Origin of the sequence: Burkholderia sp. Bp9099, assembly GCF_003857805.1 — a bacterium.
Taxonomy (GTDB): Bacteria; Pseudomonadota; Gammaproteobacteria; order Burkholderiales; family Burkholderiaceae; genus Burkholderia.
In genome coordinates this window covers 240,742-260,856 of record NZ_QTPU01000002.1, presented here as the reverse complement: position 1 = coordinate 260,856, position 20,115 = coordinate 240,742, and the positions used below count along the sequence as shown (strand labels likewise).

Here is a 20,115-nt window from a genome sequence, read left to right as displayed (position 1 = left end):
ACGGCCGGACGCGTCGGATTCGCCATCATGAACGGCATCCTGCGTCTCGCGTTCAAGCTGCTCGTCAACGACAGCGCGAAATTCACCGCGCTGATCGTCGGCATCACGTTTTCGGTGCTGCTGATGATCGAGATGACGTCGCTGTTCGCCGGCATCCTGAACAAGTCGTCGGCGTCGGTCATCAATATCGGCGCGAAGGTATGGGTGATGGACCCGGCCGTGAAGACGATCGCGAACAGCATCGGCATGCCCGACTACGTGCTCGACGCGGTGCGCAGCATCGACGGCGTCAAGTATGCGGTGCCGCTCTATTCCGGCGGCGCGCTCGTCAAGCTGCGCTCCGGCACCTACCAGGCCGTGACGGTCGTCGGCCTCGACGACGCCAGCCTGCTCGGCCGCCCGACGATGCTGCAGGGCCGCATCGAGGACATCTACGCGGAAAACGGCTTCATCGCGATTCAGGATCCCGAGTTCCGGAAACTCGAGAATCCGTCCGTCGGCACCGATTTCGAGTTGAACGATCATCGCGGCGTGATCGTCGGCATCGCGAAGGTCGCCGCGAGCGGCCTGTTCGGCACGCCGACGCTTTACACCACCTACGCCCGCGCGATCCGCTACATTCCGTCGCCACGCTTCACGACCTCCTACATCCTCGTCGAGCCCAAGTCGGATGCCGACATCGCCCACATCAAGGCCGTCGTGCAAGCGCTCGGCTATCGCGCGTACACACGCGACGAATTCATCGCGCAGATCGCGCGCTTCTACAAGTACGAGACCGGGCTCGGCACCAACATCATGCTGATGACGATCATCAGCTTCATCATCGGCCTGTCGATTTCCGGGCAGACGTTCTATGCGTTCATCCTCGAGAACCTGGACAAATTCGGCGCGCTGAAGGCGATCGGCGCGAAAAGCCGCGAGCTGGTCGCGATGATCCTGTTCCAGGCGACGTTCACCGCGCTGACCGGTTACGGTATCGGCGTCGGGCTGTGCGTGCTGATGATCAGTCTCGCGAAACTGCGGATTCCCGACTATGCGGCGCTCATCACGTACGGCAACCTGTCGCTCGCGTTCGGGATGGTGGTCGTGATCGCGACGATTTCGAGCTATCTCGGCGTGCGGCGCGTGCTGCGCATCGAGCCGTTCGACATCTTCCGGGGCTGACGATGGCCGGCATCGCGATCGACGCGCGCGGCGTCGGCAAATGGTTCGGCGAAGGCGACGCGCGCACGCAGGCACTGCGCGACGTGTCGATGCAGGCGAACTTCGGCGAGATGCTGCTGATCGTCGGGCCGTCCGGCAGCGGCAAGACGACGCTGCTCAGCGTGATCTCCGGCATCCTGCGGCCGGACGGCGGTTCGGTGTCGATCGACGGCGTCGACCTGTGGGCGCAGCCGAACGACGCGATCGCCGATTTCCGGCTGAACCGGATCGGTTTCGTGTTTCAGGATTACCACCTGTTCCCGCGGCTCACGACCGCGGAGAACGTCGCGATCCCGCTGATCCTGAGGCGCCGGCCGTGGGACGACGCGCTCAAGGAAGCGCACGCGTATCTGGACGTGGTCGGGCTCGCAAACCGCGCGCAACTGCCGCCCGTGAAGCTGTCCGGCGGCGAACAGCAGCGCGTCGCGATCGCGCGCGCGATCGTCAGCCAGCCCGACCTGCTGATCCTCGACGAGCCGACCGCGTCGCTCGATGGCGACACGGGCCGCATGATCATCGACTTCGTCAAGCACAAGGTGCTCGACGACACGCGCTGCATCGTGATCGTCACGCACGACGCGCGGATCTTCGAGTACGCGGATCGCGTCCTGCGGATGGAAGACGGCAAGCTGAACGGCATCGAGCGCGGAGGTGCACGATGAAACACCGGCTCGTGTTCGTGGCGGCCCTGCTCGGCTTCCTGGCAAGCGTCCTCGCCGCGTGGGTCTACAGCCGCCAGGAGCCGCCGCAGCCGCCGGTATTCAAGCCGGCCGCCAATCCGTACGCGCGCGGCGTCTATGCGAACGGCATCGTCGAGAGCGAGCAGCCGGCCGGCGCGAACGTGAACGTCTATCCGGACGTCTCGGGCGCGGTGACGCGCATCCTCGTGCACGACGGCGATCCGGTGAAGGCCGGCGACGCGCTGCTGACGATCGACGACTCGGTGCAACGCGCGACCGCCGCCCAGCTCGCGGCGCAGGCCGACGCGGCCGCCGCGCTGCTCGACGAGCTGAAGGCGCAGCCGCGCCGCGAGGTGCTCGACGTGGCCAGTGCGCAAACGGCGGCCGCGCAGGCGAGCCTGAAGCTCGCGCAGGACCAGTACGACAAGCAGCGGCACGCGTACGACATCGATCCGAAGGCGGTCAGCCGCGACGCGCTCGACACGGCCGCGAACGCGGTGCGCGTCGCGGCGGCCAACCTGGACGTCGTGACGCGGCAGTATCGTCTGACCAAGGCCGGCGCATGGAGCTACGACGTGCGCAACCAGGAAGCGCAGGCCATCGCGCTGCGGCGCGCGGCCGACGCTGCGGCCGCACTGCTCGCCCGCTACACGCTGCGTGCGCCGGCGGACGGGACCGTCCTGGCGATGAACGCGGCCGTGGGGGCCTACCTGACCTCGCAGGGGCTCTACGACACCTATACGCGGGGCAGCACGCCGGTCGTGGTGCTCGGCACGCCGGTCGACCGGCTGCAGGTCCGCTGCTACATCGACGAGATCCTGATCCACCAGTTACCCGACCTGCATGCGTTGAAGGCGCACATGTTCGTGCGCGGCACATCGGTCGAGGCCGATCTCCAGTTCGTGCGCGTGCAGCCATACGTCACGCCGAAGATCGAGCTGTCCGACCAGCGCACCGAGCGCGTCGACGTGCGCGTGCTGCCGGTCATTTTCCGTATCTTGCCGAACAGGAATGTGCGGCTGTTTCCCGGGCAGATCGTCGATGTCTACGTCGCAGGCAAATAACGGGGCCCGCCGCGCGCGCGCGCTGCGCCGCGGCACCGGCGCGCTGGCCGTCGCCGTGCTGCTCGCGGGGTGCACGGTCGGGCCGAATTTCGTCCCGCCCCCCGCGCCGCGCGTCGCGCGCTTCGTGCCGCCCGACGATCCGGGCGCGGCGTCCGGCTCCTGGAGCGGCGGCGGCCGGACGCAGGCATTGTCGGCGGACGCGGCGCTCACGCGCGACTGGTGGACACGCTTCGGCAGCCGCGCGATCGACTCGACCGTCGCCGAAGCATTGACCGGCAGCCCGACGCTCGATCTCGCCGAAGCGACGCTGCGGCGCAGCGAGCACGCGCTGCGGGCCGGCCAGGGGATCTTCTTTCCGCAGGTGGATGCACAGGCCGGCGCGTCGCGCCAGCGCGCTGTGCCGCTGCGCACCGGCCAGGCGTTGCCGGCGTCGATCTTCAACCTGTTCACGCTGTCGGCCACGGTCAGCTACACGCTCGACCTGTGGGGCGGCGAACGGCGCCAGGTCGAAGCGCTCGCGGCCGACGTCGATGCGCAACGGCAGGCGCTGGCGGGCGCCTACCTGATGCTGACCGCGAACGTCGTCAATACGATGGTCGCGCGCGCGGCCTATCGCGACGAAGCCGCGGCGACGCGCGAAATGATCGGCCTGCTCGACGAGCAGGTTCGTCTGACGCGCGCGCAGGTGACGGCCGGCGCGGCAGCCTACGTCGCGGTGCTGACGCTGGAATCGCAGCGGGCGTCGTTCGAGGCGACGCTGCCCGCGCTCGACCAGAAACGCGCGCAGGCCGACGATCTGCTCGCGCTGCTGGCCGGCCGCTACCCGGCCGACTGGCGGACGCCGGACCTGTCGCTCGACGGGATCGAGCCGCCCGCCAGCCTGCCCGACACGGCGCCGTCGTCGCTGGTGCGCCGCCGCCCCGACATCCTGCAGGCGGAAGCCCAGTTGCACGTGGCCAGCGCGCGGGTCGGCGTCGCGACGGCCGCGCTTTACCCGAACCTCTCGCTGTCCGCATCGGGCGGGTTCGACAGCGTCGTCGCCGGCAAGCTGTTCTCGCCCGCCGGCCGCGTGTGGAGTGCCGGTGCCGCACTCACCGCGCCGATCTTTCATGGCGGCTCGCTGCTGAACCAGCGGCGCGCCGCGCAGGATGCGTACGACGAAGCCGATGCGACCTATCGGCAGGTCGTCCTGTCGGCGTTCTCGCAGGTGGCCGACACGTTGCGCGCGCTCGCCAACGACGCGGCGGCGCTCGATGCGCAGGCGCGCGCGATGGCCGCGGCTCGTGACGCGCTGAAGCTCACGCAGGCCGGCTACGACGCGGGGATTGCCGGCTACGTCCAGTTGCTGGTCGCCGACTTGCAATACCATCAGGCGCGGATTGCGTGGCTGCAGACGGTCGCGCAGCGCCTGCAGGATACGGTTGCGTTCTACGTCGCGCTCGGCGGCGGCTGGGGCGATGCGGGCTGACGCGCGCCGACAAGCGCGCCGCACCGGCATTCAGTCCCGCTCAGCCCCATTCAGCCCGTCTGCGCCACCACGTCGGGCCGCTGCCACGGCGGCAATTCCGCCCAGCCGAGCGGCCCGTAGACGGTGCCGCCGGCGGCCTCGATCCGTTCGACGAACGTGGCGAGCGTGACCCCGGCCGGCACGGTCAGCGTCAGCGCGTCGACGAAATCCTCGCTGCGCAGCCATGGCGCCGCGCCGTGGTTGATCTGCTGGACGCTCCACGCATGCCCGTGCCGCCCGGCCTCGGGCGGTAACAGACCCGGCGCGTCGAACGCGACCCGGAGCAATTGCACGCGCGAATCGCTGTACGGCGGTTTCGCGGCATTCTGGTACGGCACGTCCGCCCAGCGCTCGCCGCATTGCTCGTCGAGCGGCAAGCAGGTAAACCACGCCCAGGGCGCGCGGACGAAGCACAGTCGGTAAAGGTGCCCGGCACCATCCAGATTGGCGATCAACGTCATGATGGGTTCATCCCGAAAGACTCGTGAGGCGACGCGTGATGCCGAACGCATCGCGCGCATGGCATGCGCGGATAACGGGGTCCCGACACCGCATGCACGCACCAACTCACTATCCTGCCGCCGCCGGGGCCCATGCTTGATCGTCGTCAAACCGCGCGCCGGCCGGGAATCTCGCCCGGCCGGCATGGGGATCCCGCAATTCCTGATTTCGGTCAACCGCCGCCCGCGCGTTCGGGATGTAATCGATTTACTGTTCCGTCGACTCCCGCAGAGGCACCCCATGAAACTGACTTTTCTCGGTGCGACCGAAACCGTGACCGGCTCGAAGTACCTGCTCGAGCACGGCGGCCGGCGCGTCCTGGTCGATTGCGGCCTGTTCCAGGGGACCAAGAACCTGCGGCTGCGCAACTGGCGCGCGCTGCCGTTCGCGCCCGACACGCTGGACGCGGTCGTGCTCACGCACGCGCACATCGATCACACCGGCTATCTCCCGGTGCTGGCCCGCGAAGGCTATCGCGGGCCGGTGTACTGCACGGCGGCCACGGCCGAACTCTGCGACATCATGCTGCGCGACAGCGCGCGGCTGCAGGAGGAGGAAGCCGACTTCGCGAACCGGCACGGTTATTCGAAGCATCATCCCGCGCAACCGCTCTACACGCTGGACGACGCGCAGCGCGCGCTGCGCCTGCTGCAACCCGTCGCCTTCGACGAATGCACCGCGCTGGGCGGCAGCCTGTCGTTCCGCCTGCTGCCGGCCGGGCACATCCTCGGCGCGGCGAGCGTCGTGATGCACTGGGACCACAAGGTGCTCGCGTTCTCCGGCGATCTCGGCCGGTATCACGACCCGATCATGCAACCGCCGCGCCCGCCCGCGCATGCCGACTACCTGGTGGTCGAATCGACGTACGGCGACCGGCTGCATCCGGCGTCGGATCCCGAAAACGAGCTGGCCGGGATGTTCGACAAGACCTTCGCGCGCGGCGGGGTCGTCGTGATGCCCTGCTTCACCGTCGGCCGCGCGCAGGAGATCCTGCACTACATCGCGCGGCTGAAGGCGGCCGGCCGCATGGCGCGCGTCCCGGTGTTCGTCGACAGCCCGATGGCGACGGACGTGACCGAGATCTATCGCCACCATATCCTCGAACACCGGCTGACGGCCTCCGAAGCGAATGCGCTCGGCCACGTGGCCACGATGATCCGCTCGGTCGAGCAGTCCAAGGCGATCGCCGAACACCACGGCCCGATGGTCATCATCGCCGGCAGCGGGATGGCGACCGGCGGGCGCGTGCTGCATCACCTGAGCCGCCATGCGCCCGACGCGCGCAACACGATCGCGCTGGTCGGCTACCAGGCCGCCGGCACGCGCGGCGCGGCACTGGCCGCGCACGAGCCGACGCTGAAGATTCACGGCGAGTACGTGCGCGTGCGCGCGCAGGTCGAGTCGATCACGACGCTGTCGGCCCATGCCGACTACGAAGAGATCCTGAAGTGGCTCGGCACGATGCAGGGCGCGCCCGTGCGGACCTTCGTCACGCATGGAGAACCCGCTGCCGCGGATGCGATGCGCCGGCGCATCTCGGAGCGCCTGCATTGGCCGTGCGAGGTGCCGACCTACGAGCAGTGCGTCGATCTGGACGCGATTGAATCAAACAACACGCAGGAGCCCGCCGCGCTGTCGTCCTGACTGCCGGCGCAACGCCGGCCGCGCGTGACGGGCGGCGGAAGCACCCGGTTTCCGCCACGCGCGGCCCGGCATTCAGCCGATTTCGATGATGACCTTCAGCGCGTGGGTCTGCGCGGCGCGCCCGAACGTGTCGTACGCGCTTTCCACGTCGTCGAGCGAGAACCGGTGCGTGATCAGGCGCGCCGGATCGAGGCGCCCGGCGCCTACCGTCTTCAGCAGCATCGGCGTGCTGACCGTGTCGACGAGCCGCGTCGTGATCGAGATGTTGCGATCCCACAGCTTCTCGAGGTGCAGATCGGCCTTGACGCCGTGCACGCCGACGTTCGCGACGACCCCGCCAGGCGCCACGAGCGACGTGCACATCTCGAACGTCGCCGGAATGCCGACCGCTTCGATCGCGCAATCCACGCCGACGCCGTCGGTCAGCTTCATCACTTCCGCGACCGGGTCGCCGCCGTGGCCGTCGATGCAGTCGGTCGCGCCGAAGCGCCGCGCGACCTCGAGCCGGTTGCCGTCCGGGTCGATCATGATGATCCGCGCGGGCGAATAGAACTGCGCGGTCAGCAACGCGGCCAGCCCGATCGGCCCCGCGCCGACGATCGCGACCGAGCAGCCCGGCTGCACCTTGCCGTTCAGCACGCCGCATTCGAAGCCGGTCGGCAGGATGTCGGACAGCATCACGAGCGCGTCCTCGTCCGCGCCGGCCGGGATTCGGTACAGGCTGGTCGGCGCATGCGGGATGCGCACGAACTCGGCCTGCGTGCCGTCGATCCGGTTGCCGAGGATCCAGCCGCCGGTCGTGCAATGCGAATACAGTCCGCGGCGGCAGTACTCGCAGCGGCCGCACGACGAGATGCACGAAATCAGCACGTGGTCGCCCGGCTTCAGCGAATCGACCGCCGCGCCGACCTGCTCGACGATGCCCACGCCTTCATGGCCGAGGACGCGGCCCGGCTCGCACGTCGGCACGTCGCCCTTGAGGATGTGCAGATCGGTGCCGCAGATCGTCGTGCGCGTCACGCGGACGATCGCGTCGGTGGGCGACTGCAGTTCCGGTTTGGGCCGCCGTTCGAGCGCCTTGCGCCCGGGGCCGTGATACACGAGTGCTTTCATCGCAATTCCTCCATCGAAAGGGGGGCCTGTTCAGGCATCGGGGCGGCGTCATGCCGGACCTGTGCCAGCAACACCGCGAGCGCGCAGGATGCGACCCGGACGGCGACGCCGTCGGCGCGGCTCGTCAGCACGATCGGCACGCGCGCGCCCACGACGACGCCCGCGTTCGCGGCGCCGCCCAGGTATTCGAGCTGTTTCGCGAGCATGTTGCCCGCTTCGATATCGGGCACGACGAGGATGTCCGCACGGCCGGCAACCGGCGAGTCGATCCCCTTCTCGCGCGCGGCCCGCTGCGATATCGCGTTGTCGAACGCGAGCGGGCCGTCGACGACCGCCCCCGTGATCTGCCCGCGCTCGGCCATCTTCGCGAGGGCCGCCGCGTCGAGCGTCGAACGCATCGCCGGATTGACGGTCTCGACCGCGCACAGCACCGCGACGCGCGGGCGCGCGACGCCCAGCGCATGCGCGACGTCGATCGCGTTCTGCGTGATGGCCGCCTTCTGCGCGAGATCCGGTGCGATGTTCACCGCGGCGTCGGTCAGGATGAACGGCCGCGGATACGCCGGCGCCTCGATCAGGAAGCAGTGGGACATGCGCTTGTCGGTGCGCAGGCCCGATTCCGCGGCGACGACGGCCCCCATCAGCTCGTCCGTGTGCAGGCTGCCCTTCATCAGCGCGCCGGCGCGGCCCGACGCCGCGAGTGCCACCGCGCGGGCCGCCGCGGCGTGGCTGTGGGGAACGTCCTCGATCGTCCATTTCGCGAGATCGACGCCCGCCTCGCTCGCCACGCGCAACACCTTCGCGCGCGGCGCGACGATCAGCGGTTCGATCGATGCGCCCAGCGGCGACGCGTTGAGCGCGGCAAGCGCGACGAGGCTGGCCGTGTCGCACGGATGCACGACGGCCACCGTCAGCGGCGGCGCATGGCGCGCACGCGCGATCAGGGCGGGCAGTTCGCCGTCCGCGCGCGGCAACAGGCCGGGCAGGCACGCGCCGGCGGACGGATCCGGATGCAGGTTCAGGTTCATGTTCAGGTCTCCAGCACGTAGCTGCCGGGCGCTGCGCCGAAGCCGGCGGCCGGAACGCGTGCGGGCACCTCGCCCGACGAATGCGCATGCAGCCAGTCGCGCCAGCACGTCCACCACGATCCGTCGAGCGCGGGCGTTTCGCTCACGAAGTCGCGCCGGTTGCGGTAAGGCGCGCCGGGCTCGCGCGTCGCGCAGCGATAGTGGCGTCCCGGATGGCCGGGTTCGGACACGATCCCGGCATTGTGGCCGCCGGAGGTCAGCACGAACGTCAGCGCGTGGTGCGTGAGCAGATGGAGCTTGTAGACGGAACGCCAGGGCGACACGTGATCGCGCTCGGTCCCGACCACGAACGTCGGCACGTCGATATCCGACAGCGCGACCGGCCGCCCGTCGACGCAGTAGCGGCCGGCCGCGAGATCGTTGTCGAGAAAGAGGCGCGTCAGGTATTCCGTATGCATCCGGTACGGCATGCGCGTGGTGTCCTCGTTCCACGACATCAGGTCGTTCGGCTTCGTGCGCGTGCCGAGCAGGTATTCGCTCATCATGCGCGACCAGATCAGGTCGCGCGCGTTCAGCAACTGGAACGCGGCGGACATCTGCGCGCCGTCCAGGTAGCCCTGCCGCCACATCAGCGCATCGAGCGCGGACAGTTCGCTCGCGTCGATGAAGAGGCCGAGTTCGCCGGGTTCGCTGAAATCGGTCTGGGCCGCGAGCAACGTGACGGAGCGCAACGCCTCGTGTTGGCGGCCGTCGCGCGCGAGCGCCGCCGCGCCGATCGCCAGCAGCGTGCCGCCGAGGCAGTAGCCGACCGCGTGGACCGCTTCGCCGCAGATCGAGCGGGCGGCGTCGAGCGCCGCCATGCACCCGTCGCGCAGATAATCGTCGAGCCCGAGCTCGCGCGCCTCCGCGCCCGGATTGCGCCACGACACGGCAAACACCGTGTAGCCGGCATCGACCAGGAAGCGGATCAGCGAATCGTGCGGCTGCAGGTCGAGGATGTAGTACTTCATGATCCACGACGGCACGATCAGGATCGGCTCGCGCGCCACGCCGGCCGTCGTCGGGTCGTATTGCAGCAGCTCGCACAACGCGTTGCGCCAGACGACGCGGCCCGGCGTGATCGCCACGTCGCGTCCCGGCAGATAGGCGCGCGTATCGCGGGCCCGCGTGCCGTGCGTGCGCTCGAGCAGCGCGTGCGCGTCTTCCAGCCAGTGCCGCCAGCCTGCCGCGAGATTCGCGCCGCCGCTGCGCATCGTCGCGTCGAGCACGACCGGGTTGGTCGCAAGGAAATTGCCCGGCGAGCATGCGTCGAGCCACTGTCGCGCGACGAATCCGACCAGTTCCTCGTGATGCCGTTCGACGCCCGGCACGCCGCGCGTCGCGTCGCGCCACCAGCGCTGGATCGACAGGAAGCCGTCGCGGTACGTGCGAAACGGCCATCCGGACCACGCGGGCGCGGCGAAGCGCGCATCGGCCTGCCCGGCGTGCACGGCCAGGCCGCCCGCGCCGCCATCGTCGGCCTCGCCCTTGCCCTCGCCTTCCCGGTTGGCCGCGGGTGCCACGGCAGCCAGCCACGCCTGCGTCGCAAGCTCGAAGCATTTTCCCGGCGACACGGCCAGATGCGCGCCCCAGTCGAGCGTGGCCAGCGCGAGCGACACGGGCGACAGCCCGAAGGTCATCGCGGCCACGTTCGCATGCGCGGCGCGGTTCCATTCGTCGGCGGGCGACGGCCGGGCCGGCGTGCATCCGGCCGGGTGCGACGCCGGTACGTTCGTAGCCGTTGGCCGCATCGACTCGTGCTCGATCGGCATGCGCATGACGGATGCGTTCATCGCATGTGCATGCCGCCGTTGACATCGAATTCCGCGCCGGTCGCGAAAGCCCCCGCGTCGGAACACAGGAACGCGACGAGCTCGGCGATCTCGCCGGGATTGCCGAGGCGGCCGACCGGGATCTGCGGCAGGATCTTCGTGTCGAGCACTTCCTTCGGCACCGTCTCGAGCATCGCGGTCGCCAGATAGCCCGGGGCCACCGTGTTGACCGTCACGCCGTGGCGCGCGAGCTCGAGCGCCAGCGCCTTCGTGAAGCCGTGGATGCCGGCCTTCGCGGCCGCGTAGTTCGCCTGCCCGTATGCGCCGCGCGAACCGTTCACCGAGCCGATGTTCACGATCCGCCCGAAGCCCGCCTCGATCATGCCCGGCACGAACGGCTTCGTCATGTTGAACATGCCGTCGAGGTTGGTGCGCAGCACCGCGTCCCACATGCTCTTGGTCATCTTCACGAAGGTGGCGTCCTGCGTGACGCCGGCGTTGTTGACGAGCACGTCGACGCGCCCGAACTCGGCCAGCACGCGTGCCGCGCAGTGCTGGCACGAATCGTAGTCGGCGACGTCGACCTCGAACGCGTGGAACGTCCTGCCCGCCTCGCGTTCGTGCGTGAGCCACGTCGCGACGTGGTCGTTGCGCTCCGTATGCGACACCGCCACCGTCATGCCCGCATCGTGCAGGCGACGGCTGATCGCGGCGCCGAGGCCCCCCATGCCGCCCGTGACGAACGCGACCCGATCAGCGCACATGGTCGTTCTCCTGCGCGCCGGTCGTGCCGTTCAGGCGGCGCACGGCAACCGGCGCCCCGTCGTTCGCGTCCTCGATCCCGCGCTCCAGCGCCGTCATCCAGTCGGCCCACGGCATGCTGGCTTCGTTGACCACCGCCAGCCGCCCCAGGTCGGGCAGCCAGTCGGTCTGATAACGCGACATCGCGCCCGCGCCGTATTCGCGCAACCAGGTACGCCATGCGCCGGCGTTCTCGTATTGCGCACGCATGCACAGCTCGGCGGCATCCTGCCAGATCGCGACGCTCGCGATCGCGTAGTCGCGCATCACCTGCCGGGTCGCCTCGCCGAAGGCCGTCCACTCTTTCGTGTCCGCCAGCGCCTGCTGCAGGAGGCGCACCGCGGCGCGGTCCCGCTCGATGCGCCGCCCTGCCAGCGCGTGCCATTCGTGCTGCCAGTCGCGGTTCTGCGCGACCATGCGCAGCGCGAGATCGCAGCCCGCGCGGCAAGCGTCGTTCGGTGTCGTCAAAGCGTACGTACTCATCGGCGTCCCTCGTTCGATCCGGTCAATGGGTTGGCATCGCGCCTCGTGCCGCCTGCCCGGGATCGGGATCGGCATCGCGACCGCTTCACTGTGCGGGCATCGCGCAACGGAGCCGTTGATCTGAGTCAAGTACGCGGAAACCCTGCTCCGTAGACTGGATTGCACTGGCGGTTCCCCCGTCGATGGAGCGATTCCGATGAGCTACAAGAGCATAGTCGTGCACCTCGATACGAGCGCCCGCGCGCATTCGCGCCTCGAGTTCGCGCTGCGCCTCGCCCGGCGCTTCGGTGCGCACCTGACCGGCCTGTTCGCGGTCTACACGCCGGAACCGCATTCGTTCTACGTGATGGCCGGGTCCGCCGATTACTTCCGCGAGCAACGCGCACAGCGCGACGAGCGGCTCGCCGCGCTGGAACGCCTGTTCCACGCCGAGACGGCCCGCGCGAAAGTGCCGGCCGCGTGGGTGCGTGCCGACGACCGCGCGAACCTGGCCGTGCCGCGCGCCGCACGCCTGGCCGACCTCGTGATCGCCGGCCAGAGCGACCCGAACGATCCCGAGACCTACATCGACGACCAGTTTCCGGAGAACCTCGTGTTGTCCGCCGGTCGCCCGGTGCTGCTCGTGCCGTACACGGGCGAATTCCCGTCGATCGGCGAGCGGGTGTTCATCGCGTGGGACGGCAGCCGGGAGGCGGCCCGCGCCGCGCACGACGCGCTGCCCTTTCTCGAACACGCGAAGCGCGCGACGGTCGCCGCCGTGGTCGATGGCGCTTCGGAAGCGGCGGCCACGCGCATTCCGGCCGCCGACGCCGCGCTGATGCTGGCGCGCCACGCACGCGACGTGAACGTGCTCGAAATCGATACCGGTGCCGGCCCGACGGTCGGCGATACGTTGCTGTCGCGCGCGTATGAAACGGGTTCCGACCTCCTCGTGATGGGCGCCTATGGCCATCCGCGCTGGCGCGAGCTGGTGATGGGCGGCGCCACCCGCACGGTGCTGGCGTCGATGACGCTGCCGGTCCTGATGTCGCACTGAGCCGGCCGATGCGTACGCTCGCCCTGCTCGTCGTCAATGCCGGTTCGTCGAGCGTGAAGTTCGCGCTCTTTGCCTGCCCGCCGCACGGCGACCCCGCGCGGCGGCCGCTGCACGAGGGCGAAGCGGTCGCGGCCGGCAACAGCGTGTCGATCCGCTTCGACGCCGAGCCGGACGGTTCGCTGCCGCTCGGCACGGCGGACGATCCCTACCGCGCCGTGCTCGCGCGGATCGCGGCGTGGATCCGCGTGAAGTTGCCGCATGTCGCGCTGGGCGCGATCGCGCATCGCGTCGTGCACGGCGGCGCACGCTACGTGGAGCCGATGCTCGTCGACGACGACGTGCTGGACGCGCTGCGCACGCTGACGCCGCTCGCGCCGCTGCATCAGCCGCACAGCCTCGATGCGATCGACGTGCTGCGCGACGCGTTTCCGGACGTCCCGCAGATCGCCGTGTTCGACACGGCGTTTCATCGCACGCTGCCGCGCGTCGAGCAGCTGCTGCCGCTGCCGCATGCGTGGTTCGACCAGGGCGTGCGCCGCTACGGATTCCACGGGCTGTCGTACGAATACCTGTCCGTCGCGCTCGACGAGTCGTTCGGCGCCCGTGCGCACGGCCGCGTGATCGCCGCCCATCTCGGCAGCGGCGCGAGCCTGTGCGCGCTGCGCGACTGCCGCAGCGTCGCGACGACCATGGGCTTCTCGGCGCTCGACGGATTGATGATGGGCACGCGCAGCGGAACGCTCGATCCCGGTGTCGTCCTGCACCTGCTCGAGGCCGGCAAGCTGTCCGGCGACGAGCTGGGACACATGCTGTATCACGAATCGGGGCTCAAGGGCGTGTCGGGCGCGTCGGGCGACCCGCGCGTGCTGCTCGCGCGCGAGGCGGCCGGGGACGAAGCTGCCCGCGATGCGCTGGCGCTGTACGTCCATCGCATCGTGCGCGAGACCGGCGCGCTGACCGCGCTGCTCGGCGGCCTCGACATGCTGGTGTTCACGGCCGGCATCGGCGAACACTCGGCGGTGTTGCGCGAGCGGATCTGCGCGTCGCTCGGCTGGCTCGGCATCGTGCTCGACGCGCGCGCGAATGCCGATCATGCGCATGTCGTGTCGTGCGCGTCGAGTGCGGTCACGGTGGTCGTCGAGCCGACCAACGAGGCGTGGGTCGCGGCGCGCGCCGCGGTGCGCGTGCTGCGCGCCAATCGCGACGCTTGATCCAGATCAGCGCGAGCGGCGCATACGCGCCGATGATGATTCCATCGGCATCCGTTGAAGGGAAACGTCATGTACTCGAACATTCTGGTCGCGCTCGACGGCAGCGATACGTCGTCCCGCGCACTCGACGCCGCGCTGAACCTCGCGGCGGAGACGGGTGCGCGGCTGACCCCGGTCTACGTCGTCGACTTCCTGGTGCCGGCCTACGACACGTACGGATACGATCCGTCGATCCTGATCGATGCATTTCGCGAGGAAGGACTGCGTGTCACGGAGGATGCGGCACGCCGCATGAAAGCGCGCGACGTGGCCGGCACGTCGCAGATCTACAACGTCGCGCCGGCCGGCGAAGACGTTGCGCACCGGATCGTCGGTCTCGCCGGCGAGACCGGCGCCGACCTGATCGTGATGGGCACGCATGGCCGGCGCGGTTTCCGGCGCCTGTTCCTCGGCAGCGTCGCCGAGCGCGTGCTGCGTCAGGCCACGTGCCCGGTCCTGATGATACCGGCAAGCTGCGCCGCGCAGGCGCCCGCCGAAACCACCGCGGCATCAACCGAAAAGGAGCCGTCATGAGCTACAAGACCCTGCTCGTCCATCTCGACGACAGCGAGCGCTGTGCGACGCGCGTCGACCTCGCGCTCGAACTCGCGGGACGCTGGAACGCCCATCTGATCGGCCTCTACGTGGTCTGCCAGGACCTCCTCGAGCCGTTGCGGCGGCCGGACGAACCGCTGAAGCTGGCCGTCTACGAACGCCTGTGCGAACAGCGGCGCAAGGAAGCGGAAGAAAAATTCCTGAGCGCCGCCGAACGCGCCGGACGCAGCGTCGAATGGCGGGCGCCGACCGGCAACGCGACAGAGGCCGCGGTCCTGCACGCGCGCCACGCCGATCTGCTGGTGCTCGGCCAGGAAAACCCCGACGACCGCCTGACCTACGTCGCACGTCACTTCGTCGAGGACGTCGTGATGGGCAGCGGACGCCCGGCGCTCGTCGTGCCGTACGCGGGCGACGTGCGCACGCTCGGCGAGAACGTGCTGATCGGCTGGGACGGCGGGCGCGAAGCCGCCCGCGCGATGGCCGACGCGCTGCCGCTGCTCGCCCGCGCGCGTTTCGTCAACGTCGAGACGGTCGCCCGCGGGCAACCCGATCCGGACAAGACGCCGGCAGGCGTCGACGTCGCCGCGTATCTCGAACGGCACGGCATTCGCGCGTCGTTCTCGAGCACGCCGCGCGAACGGCCTGTGAGCGTGGGCGCGACGCTGCTGAACCGGGTGACCGACCTGCATGCGGATCTGCTGGTGATGGGCCTGTACAGCCATGCGCGCATGCATGAACGCGTGCTGGGCGGCGCGACGCGCACGATCCTCGAAACGATGACGGTGCCGGTCCTGCTGTCTCACTGAGCGAACGAAAACGGGGCAGCCGCTCGCGGCTGCCCTCGTCCCGTCACGACCGTCACAACATGCCGGCACACGCGCCCGGCCCCTCCCGTACGACCAGCACCGGCCGGTCCGCGATACGCACCAGCGATTCGGCGACGCTGCCGAGCAACGCGCGGCGCACGCCGCGCCGGCCATGCGTGCCCATCACGATCAGGTCCGCGTCGCATTCGGCGGCGGCACGCGCCAGCACGTCCGATACGTTCTCTCCGCACGCGTCGATCGTTTGCGCGATGCCGCGTACACCCGACAACCGGAACGCGGTTTCCGCATCCGCGAGCGCGATCGCGGCCTTGTCCGCATCCAGTCCGGCCGGGTCGCGCCGGTCGATATAACCGCTGTCGACGTCGGCCAGCCGCGGCCCATCCGACACCACGCACATGGCGATCACCAGACTGCCCGACTCGCGGGCGAGCGAGATCGCCTCGTCGAGCGCGAGGCGCGCGCCACGGCTGCCGTCGAGTGCCGCAAAGATCCTTTGGTACATGACGCCTCCCAATTGTCGTCAGGGGTCGACCGGTTCGTGAAACCAGTCTGATCCTCGCAGGCGGCGCTCCGTTGACGCGGGTCAAACACGCGCGGCGCCGCCCCCTTGCGCATCGGTCCCGATTGGCGAACGTCGGCAAAACGCGCACAATTCCGTGCGATATCGCAGTTGCGTCCCGCTCCGCCTTTCGTGCCCCCCGTCCGGCCCGCCGCCAGCCAGCCGTCGACGAAATCCGTCAGGATGAACGGCAATGACAGTGAATGCGCCTCCCCCCCAGGCCGGACCGGCTTCACACCGGATTCGGCCCGCCCGATATGCAGCCGCGGCCGCGCTGCTGACGCTGGCGCTTGGCCTGGCTGCAACGTTCGCGGCATCCCGCGTACTGCAGAACGGGGCGCAGCACGCCGCCCAGGCGAGGTTCGCGCAAACCGCGACCCTCGCGACGGCCGACCTCCGGCGCAGCCTCCTCGGTGCGGCTGCCGTATTGCGCGGCGCGCGCGGCTTCGCGTCGACCCTGCCCGCGCCGCAATCCGGAGCGGCGTGGCGCCGCTATCTCGACAGTCTGAATCCGGACGAATTGCAGTCGCCGGTCCGCAGCCTCGGGAGAATCGAGCCGAGCGCGGCGGAGGACGATCAGGCGACCCGGCAGGCGCTGCAGCGCGCGGCGGAAACCGGCAAGGTCGCGCTCGCCGCGAACGCGATCCAGGACGCCACCGATGCCGCGCTCGCGCGGACGGAGCTGACGCTGTACCTGCCGATTTATGCGAACGCTGAAAACCTCGCTTCGTCCGGGACGCGGCACGCCACGGCGACCGGATACGTTTATGCCGCGCTGAATCCGGCTCGTCTCGTCGATTCGTCCGTGCTCGATCGGCTGCGCGTGGAAATCATGGCCGACAATCCGGCCGCGCCGGTGTATGCCGGCGGCTTCGGCGCCGGCGACTCGAACGCCGCCGGCGACCTGTTCCGGCGCACCGATTCCGTGACGTTCGGCGGCACGCCGCTCGCGCTGCGCTACAGCGCGCCGCGCGCCGACACGTCCGGTCCGACGACGGCCGTCCTGCTGGCCGGCACCGTGCTCTCGCTGACGCTGGCCGCGCTCGTGCGGCAGGTCGTCGCGAAACGAGCGCTTGCCCCCGCCGGCGACAGCCAACCCACCGAGGCCCGGATGATGGGCATCATCCGGTCGTCGATGGAGGCCGTCATCACGGTCGACGAGCGTCAGACGATCGTGATCTTCAACCCGGCCGCCGAACACGTGTTCGGCGTCAGCGCGATGGAGGCGATCGGCGCGCCTCTGTCCCGCTTCATCCCCGAGCGCTTTCGCGCCGCGCATGCGCGACACGTCGAGCAGTTCGGCGTGACGGGCGTGTCGGAGCGCCAGATGGGGCGGCAACGCGTGCTGTTCGGCTTGCGCGCCGACGGCACCGAGTTTCCGATCGAGGCGTCGATCTCGCAGATTCGCGACGGCACCGGCAAGCTGTACACGGTCATGCTGCGCGACGTGACCGAGCGGGTGCGCGCGGAAAATGCGCTCAAGCGGTCGCGCGAGGAACTGCGCGAGCTGTCCGCCAACCTGCAGAACGTGCGGGAGGAAGAGAAAACGCGGATCGCGCGCGAATTGCACGACGACCTCGGCCAGCAACTCACCGCGCTCAAGATGGATCTGTCGGCCGTCGAGCTGGGGCTCGCGGGCATCGTCGCCCCCAACACCGGCGTGCGCGAGCAGCTGAGCGGCATGCACCGCCTGATCGATTCGATCGTTGCGTCGGTCCGGCGCATCGCGGCCGATCTGCGGCCGGTGATGCTCGACGACCTCGGCCTCGTTCCGGCGATCGAATGGCTTGCAAACGATTTCACGCGCCGCTACAGGATCACGGTCGAGCGGGACATCGCCCCCGTCGATACCGCGTTCACCGGCGCCGGTGCGACGACGCTGTTCCGCATCGTGCAGGAGGCGCTGACCAACGTCGCGCGACACTCGGACGCGACGAACGTGACGCTGGCATTGAAAGTGGAAGACGGTTATTGCATGCTGCGCATCGCGGACAACGGTCACGGCGCGCCGGAGCCCACCCGCAACGGGCAGGATCGCCCGTCGTTCGGCCTGATCGGGATCCGCGAGCGCGCGCACATGCTCGACGGGACGGTGACGATCGACAACCGGCCGGGTGCGGGATTCACGATCACCGTGGCGCTGCCGCTTCACGCCATCCAGCAAGGAGATGTGCTGTCATGATCAGGGTACTCATCGCCGACGACCACGCACTCGTCAGGGACGGTCTTCGGCACATCCTGCAGAGCGCGAGCGGTTTCGAGGTCGTCGGCGAAGCGCAGGACAGTGCCTCGACGATCGCGCTCATGCGCGACACGGATGCCAGCGTGCTGGTGCTCGACCTGTCGATGCCCGGCCGCAACGGTGTCGAACTCATCAAGCAGATCAAGGACGAGAAGCCGGGATTGCATATCCTCGTGCTGACGATGCATGCCGAACAGCAGTACGCGGTGCGCGCATTCCGCGCGGGCGCCTCGGGCTACATGACCAAGGAAAGCGCCAGCGCCGAACTGGTCGCCGCGTTGACCAAGATCGCGGCCGGCGGCGTCTACGTCAGCCTGACCATGGCCGAGCAGTTCGCGCAGAGCCTGAACGAGCCGACCGATCTCCTGCCGCACCAGCGCCTGTCCGACCGCGAATTCGACGTGTTCCGGCGCGTCACCACCGGCGAGTCGATTTCCGAGATCGCGCAGGCGCTCTGCGTCAGCGTCAAGACCGTCAGCACGTACAAGACGCGCATCCTCGAGAAGATGCAGATGCCGAACGACACGGCACTCGTGCGCTACGCGATGCGCCACAAGCTGTTCGAGGACCCGGACGAACTCTGACGGCGGCATCGGGCGCGGGCGGCGCCCCGCCCGGCTGTCCCGACGGCATCGGTGACGGCGGCCGGGCCCGCGCGGGCCGCGCCCCGCCCTTCATCAGCGTCCCGCACCCGCCCGCGACGCTCGCGACAAGTTGCCGCGCCCCTGTAGGAAACCTCCTACAAGACTTCCATCTCACCTACTGCAACTTCAATTCCGGCTGATTTTCTTGACGTTGCGCAACATCCATACTGCACATCAAGAAAAACGCACAAACGTGCCTCCCGGAGCCCAAGGCAGCATCATCGACGAGACCGGTGTATCGGTCTCCCGGCGCGTCCGGTGGGGCTTTCCCGACAGGAAGGCGGCAGAGACCAAAGCCGCCGGTACAACGGCCAGCGCGACCCCGCCCGACGGCGAGCCGCCGCTGCCCCCGAACTGGAGCCGATCATGCACAGCAGTGCCGAAGTTTCGACGACCATGCCGTTACGCCCGTTCATCCCGCTGCATCCCGTCGAACCGACGGATCAGCCCAAGCGCGCCGCGTCCCGCTGTTCGACGTGCGCATTGCGTACCGTCTGCATGCCGTCCGATCTGTCGCCCGACGATTTCGCGCGCGTCGACGCGATGATCTGCACGACGCGCCACGTCAAGCGCGGCGAAACGCTGTTTCGCGCGGGCGATGCGTTCAACAGCATCTACGCAGTGAGAACCGGGTCGTTCAAGACGATCGTGATGCATCGCGACGGCGACGAGCAGATCACCGGCTTCCAGATCGTCGGCGAGTCGCTCGGGCTTGACGGCGTGTACACCGGGCACCACAACGGCGACGCGATCGCGCTCGAGGACAGCACGGTCTGCATCATCCCGTTCGGCCAGCTCGAGCAGATGTGCCGCGAAGTGCGGCCGATGCAGCACCACGTGTACCAGATGATGGGCGGCGAGATCGTGCGCGAATCCTCGCAGATGCTGCTGCTCGGCACGATGAGCGCCGAACAGCGGGTGGCCGCGTTCCTGCTGAATCTGTCCGCGCGCTTCAAGGCACGCGGCTACTCGGCCGCGGAATTCGTGCTGCGAATGACGCGCGACGAGATCGGCGAATATCTCGGCATGAAGCTCGAAACCGTCAGCCGCATGCTGTCGAAGTTCCAGCACAAGGGGCTCGTCGCGGCGCAAGGCAAGCAGATCCGGATCGTCGATTCGGAAGGCCTGCGGCAAATCTGAGCGCGCCGCGGCGCCGTCGAGCCG

Annotated in this window: 19 protein-coding genes; 12 read left to right on the top strand and 7 right to left on the bottom strand. The window is 69.2% G+C overall.

Translation table 11 applies throughout. The annotated features are described in order from the left end of the window. Positions 1–27 precede the first annotated feature (27 nt). From DIE17_RS03010 to DIE17_RS02995, 4 genes are read left to right on the top strand one after another with little or no spacing between them, the layout of a single operon-like run. Positions 28–1,164 carry an ABC transporter permease gene (locus tag DIE17_RS03010; RefSeq protein ID WP_124519790.1) on the top strand — a complete coding sequence of 379 codons (1,137 nt, stop codon included), beginning with the start codon at positions 28–30 and terminating at the stop codon, positions 1,162–1,164. Next, entirely contained in the window at positions 1,161–1,865 is a 705-nt protein-coding gene (locus DIE17_RS03005) for an ABC transporter ATP-binding protein (protein ID WP_185640954.1), read from the top strand. The genes DIE17_RS03010 and DIE17_RS03005 overlap by 4 nt, the downstream gene beginning before the upstream one ends. Next, the gene (locus tag DIE17_RS03000; protein WP_124519788.1) at positions 1,862–2,947 is read left to right on the top strand and encodes an HlyD family secretion protein; all 1,086 of its coding nucleotides are present in this window, start codon (positions 1,862–1,864) and stop codon (positions 2,945–2,947) included. The genes DIE17_RS03005 and DIE17_RS03000 overlap by 4 nt, the downstream gene beginning before the upstream one ends. Then, entirely contained in the window at positions 2,925–4,415 is a 1,491-nt protein-coding gene (locus DIE17_RS02995; RefSeq protein ID WP_124519787.1) for an efflux transporter outer membrane subunit, read from the top strand. The genes DIE17_RS03000 and DIE17_RS02995 overlap by 23 nt, the downstream gene beginning before the upstream one ends. A 50-nt stretch (positions 4,416–4,465) precedes the next feature. Here DIE17_RS02995 and DIE17_RS02990 read toward each other — a convergent pair whose 3' ends face one another. Beyond that, the gene (locus DIE17_RS02990) at positions 4,466–4,915 is read right to left on the bottom strand and encodes a hypothetical protein (protein ID WP_124519786.1); all 450 of its coding nucleotides are present in this window, start codon (positions 4,913–4,915) and stop codon (positions 4,466–4,468) included. A 280-nt stretch (positions 4,916–5,195) separates the two neighbouring features. On the opposite strand from DIE17_RS02990, the gene DIE17_RS02985 reads away from it, so the two are divergent. After that, positions 5,196–6,599, top strand: a complete 1,404-nt coding sequence (locus tag DIE17_RS02985; RefSeq protein ID WP_124519785.1) for an MBL fold metallo-hydrolase RNA specificity domain-containing protein — start codon at positions 5,196–5,198, stop codon at positions 6,597–6,599. A 72-nt stretch (positions 6,600–6,671) separates the two neighbouring features. On the opposite strand, the gene DIE17_RS02980 is transcribed toward DIE17_RS02985, so the two are convergent. The 5 genes from DIE17_RS02980 to DIE17_RS02960 are packed head-to-tail and all read right to left on the bottom strand — an operon-like array spanning position 6,672 to position 11,835. Next, positions 6,672–7,712 (bottom strand): zinc-dependent alcohol dehydrogenase family protein, encoded by a 1,041-nt coding sequence (locus DIE17_RS02980; protein ID WP_124519784.1) that lies wholly within the window; start codon positions 7,710–7,712, stop codon positions 6,672–6,674. Beyond that, a complete protein-coding gene (locus DIE17_RS02975; protein ID WP_124485950.1) occupies positions 7,709–8,740 on the bottom strand; it encodes a bifunctional enoyl-CoA hydratase/phosphate acetyltransferase in 1,032 nt (343 codons plus the stop codon). The genes DIE17_RS02980 and DIE17_RS02975 overlap by 4 nt, the downstream gene beginning before the upstream one ends. A 2-nt stretch (positions 8,741–8,742) precedes the next feature. After that, on the bottom strand, positions 8,743–10,572 hold the full coding sequence (locus DIE17_RS02970; RefSeq protein WP_124519783.1) for an alpha/beta hydrolase: 1,830 nt from the start codon (positions 10,570–10,572) through the stop codon (positions 8,743–8,745). Beyond that, positions 10,569–11,315, bottom strand: coding sequence for a beta-ketoacyl-ACP reductase (locus DIE17_RS02965; protein WP_044846537.1), 747 nt, complete (start codon positions 11,313–11,315; stop codon positions 10,569–10,571). The genes DIE17_RS02970 and DIE17_RS02965 overlap by 4 nt, the downstream gene beginning before the upstream one ends. Then, positions 11,305–11,835 carry a hypothetical protein gene (locus tag DIE17_RS02960; protein ID WP_124519782.1) on the bottom strand — a complete coding sequence of 177 codons (531 nt, stop codon included), beginning with the start codon at positions 11,833–11,835 and terminating at the stop codon, positions 11,305–11,307. Before DIE17_RS02960 ends, DIE17_RS02965 begins: the two co-directional genes overlap by 11 nt. A 196-nt stretch (positions 11,836–12,031) precedes the next feature. Here DIE17_RS02960 and DIE17_RS02955 point away from each other — a divergent pair, with 196 nt between their 5' ends. From DIE17_RS02955 to DIE17_RS02940, 4 genes are all read left to right on the top strand, one after another. Continuing rightward, positions 12,032–12,871: a universal stress protein gene (locus DIE17_RS02955; RefSeq protein WP_124519781.1), complete on the top strand. Its 840-nt coding sequence runs from the start codon at positions 12,032–12,034 to the stop codon at positions 12,869–12,871. A gap of 8 nt (positions 12,872–12,879) precedes the next feature. After that, the gene (locus DIE17_RS02950) at positions 12,880–14,082 is read left to right on the top strand and encodes an acetate/propionate family kinase (RefSeq protein WP_124521031.1); all 1,203 of its coding nucleotides are present in this window, start codon (positions 12,880–12,882) and stop codon (positions 14,080–14,082) included. Positions 14,083–14,151: 69 nt separating this feature from the next. Further along, entirely contained in the window at positions 14,152–14,655 is a 504-nt protein-coding gene (locus DIE17_RS02945; protein ID WP_124519779.1) for a universal stress protein, read from the top strand. After that, entirely contained in the window at positions 14,652–15,485 is an 834-nt protein-coding gene (locus tag DIE17_RS02940; protein WP_124519778.1) for a universal stress protein, read from the top strand. The genes DIE17_RS02945 and DIE17_RS02940 overlap by 4 nt, the downstream gene beginning before the upstream one ends. 52 nt (positions 15,486–15,537) lie before the next feature. Here the strand turns inward: DIE17_RS02940 and DIE17_RS02935 are convergent, their stop codons facing one another. Beyond that, complete coding sequence (locus DIE17_RS02935) at positions 15,538–16,008, bottom strand: universal stress protein (protein ID WP_124519777.1); 471 nt, start codon at positions 16,006–16,008, stop codon at positions 15,538–15,540. A 250-nt stretch (positions 16,009–16,258) separates the two neighbouring features. Here DIE17_RS02935 and DIE17_RS02930 point away from each other — a divergent pair, with 250 nt between their 5' ends. The 3 genes from DIE17_RS02930 to fnr all read left to right on the top strand — a co-directional run bounded on the left by DIE17_RS02930 (position 16,259) and on the right by fnr (position 20,091). Beyond that, positions 16,259–18,247 carry a PAS domain S-box protein gene (locus DIE17_RS02930; RefSeq protein ID WP_124521036.1) on the top strand — a complete coding sequence of 663 codons (1,989 nt, stop codon included), beginning with the start codon at positions 16,259–16,261 and terminating at the stop codon, positions 18,245–18,247. Continuing rightward, positions 18,244–18,891 carry a response regulator transcription factor gene (locus DIE17_RS02925; protein ID WP_124519775.1) on the top strand — a complete coding sequence of 216 codons (648 nt, stop codon included), beginning with the start codon at positions 18,244–18,246 and terminating at the stop codon, positions 18,889–18,891. The genes DIE17_RS02930 and DIE17_RS02925 overlap by 4 nt, the downstream gene beginning before the upstream one ends. 426 nt (positions 18,892–19,317) lie before the next feature. Beyond that, positions 19,318–20,091, top strand: a complete 774-nt coding sequence (gene fnr / locus DIE17_RS02920) for a fumarate/nitrate reduction transcriptional regulator Fnr (protein WP_124519774.1) — start codon at positions 19,318–19,320, stop codon at positions 20,089–20,091. The last annotated feature ends 24 nt before the right edge of the window (positions 20,092–20,115 follow it).

Coding starts and splice junctions, on each gene's coding strand:
- DIE17_RS03010 (WP_124519790.1), top strand. CDS start 28: ATGAACGGCATCCTGCGTCTCGCGTTCAAGCTGCTCGTCAACGACAGC.
- DIE17_RS03000 (WP_124519788.1), top strand. CDS start 1,862: ATGAAACACCGGCTCGTGTTCGTGGCGGCCCTGCTCGGCTTCCTGGCA.
- DIE17_RS02995 (WP_124519787.1), top strand. CDS start 2,925: ATGTCTACGTCGCAGGCAAATAACGGGGCCCGCCGCGCGCGCGCGCTG.
- DIE17_RS02990 (WP_124519786.1), bottom strand. CDS start 4,915: ATGACGTTGATCGCCAATCTGGATGGTGCCGGGCACCTTTACCGACTG.
- DIE17_RS02985 (WP_124519785.1), top strand. CDS start 5,196: ATGAAACTGACTTTTCTCGGTGCGACCGAAACCGTGACCGGCTCGAAG.
- DIE17_RS02980 (WP_124519784.1), bottom strand. CDS start 7,712: ATGAAAGCACTCGTGTATCACGGCCCCGGGCGCAAGGCGCTCGAACGG.
- DIE17_RS02975 (WP_124485950.1), bottom strand. CDS start 8,740: ATGAACCTGAACCTGCATCCGGATCCGTCCGCCGGCGCGTGCCTGCCC.
- DIE17_RS02970 (WP_124519783.1), bottom strand. CDS start 10,572: ATGAACGCATCCGTCATGCGCATGCCGATCGAGCACGAGTCGATGCGG.
- DIE17_RS02965 (WP_044846537.1), bottom strand. CDS start 11,315: ATGTGCGCTGATCGGGTCGCGTTCGTCACGGGCGGCATGGGGGGCCTC.
- DIE17_RS02960 (WP_124519782.1), bottom strand. CDS start 11,835: ATGAGTACGTACGCTTTGACGACACCGAACGACGCTTGCCGCGCGGGC.
- DIE17_RS02955 (WP_124519781.1), top strand. CDS start 12,032: ATGAGCTACAAGAGCATAGTCGTGCACCTCGATACGAGCGCCCGCGCG.
- DIE17_RS02950 (WP_124521031.1), top strand. CDS start 12,880: ATGCGTACGCTCGCCCTGCTCGTCGTCAATGCCGGTTCGTCGAGCGTG.
- DIE17_RS02945 (WP_124519779.1), top strand. CDS start 14,152: ATGTACTCGAACATTCTGGTCGCGCTCGACGGCAGCGATACGTCGTCC.
- DIE17_RS02940 (WP_124519778.1), top strand. CDS start 14,652: ATGAGCTACAAGACCCTGCTCGTCCATCTCGACGACAGCGAGCGCTGT.
- DIE17_RS02935 (WP_124519777.1), bottom strand. CDS start 16,008: ATGTACCAAAGGATCTTTGCGGCACTCGACGGCAGCCGTGGCGCGCGC.
- DIE17_RS02930 (WP_124521036.1), top strand. CDS start 16,259: ATGACAGTGAATGCGCCTCCCCCCCAGGCCGGACCGGCTTCACACCGG.
- DIE17_RS02925 (WP_124519775.1), top strand. CDS start 18,244: ATGATCAGGGTACTCATCGCCGACGACCACGCACTCGTCAGGGACGGT.
- fnr (WP_124519774.1), top strand. CDS start 19,318: ATGCACAGCAGTGCCGAAGTTTCGACGACCATGCCGTTACGCCCGTTC.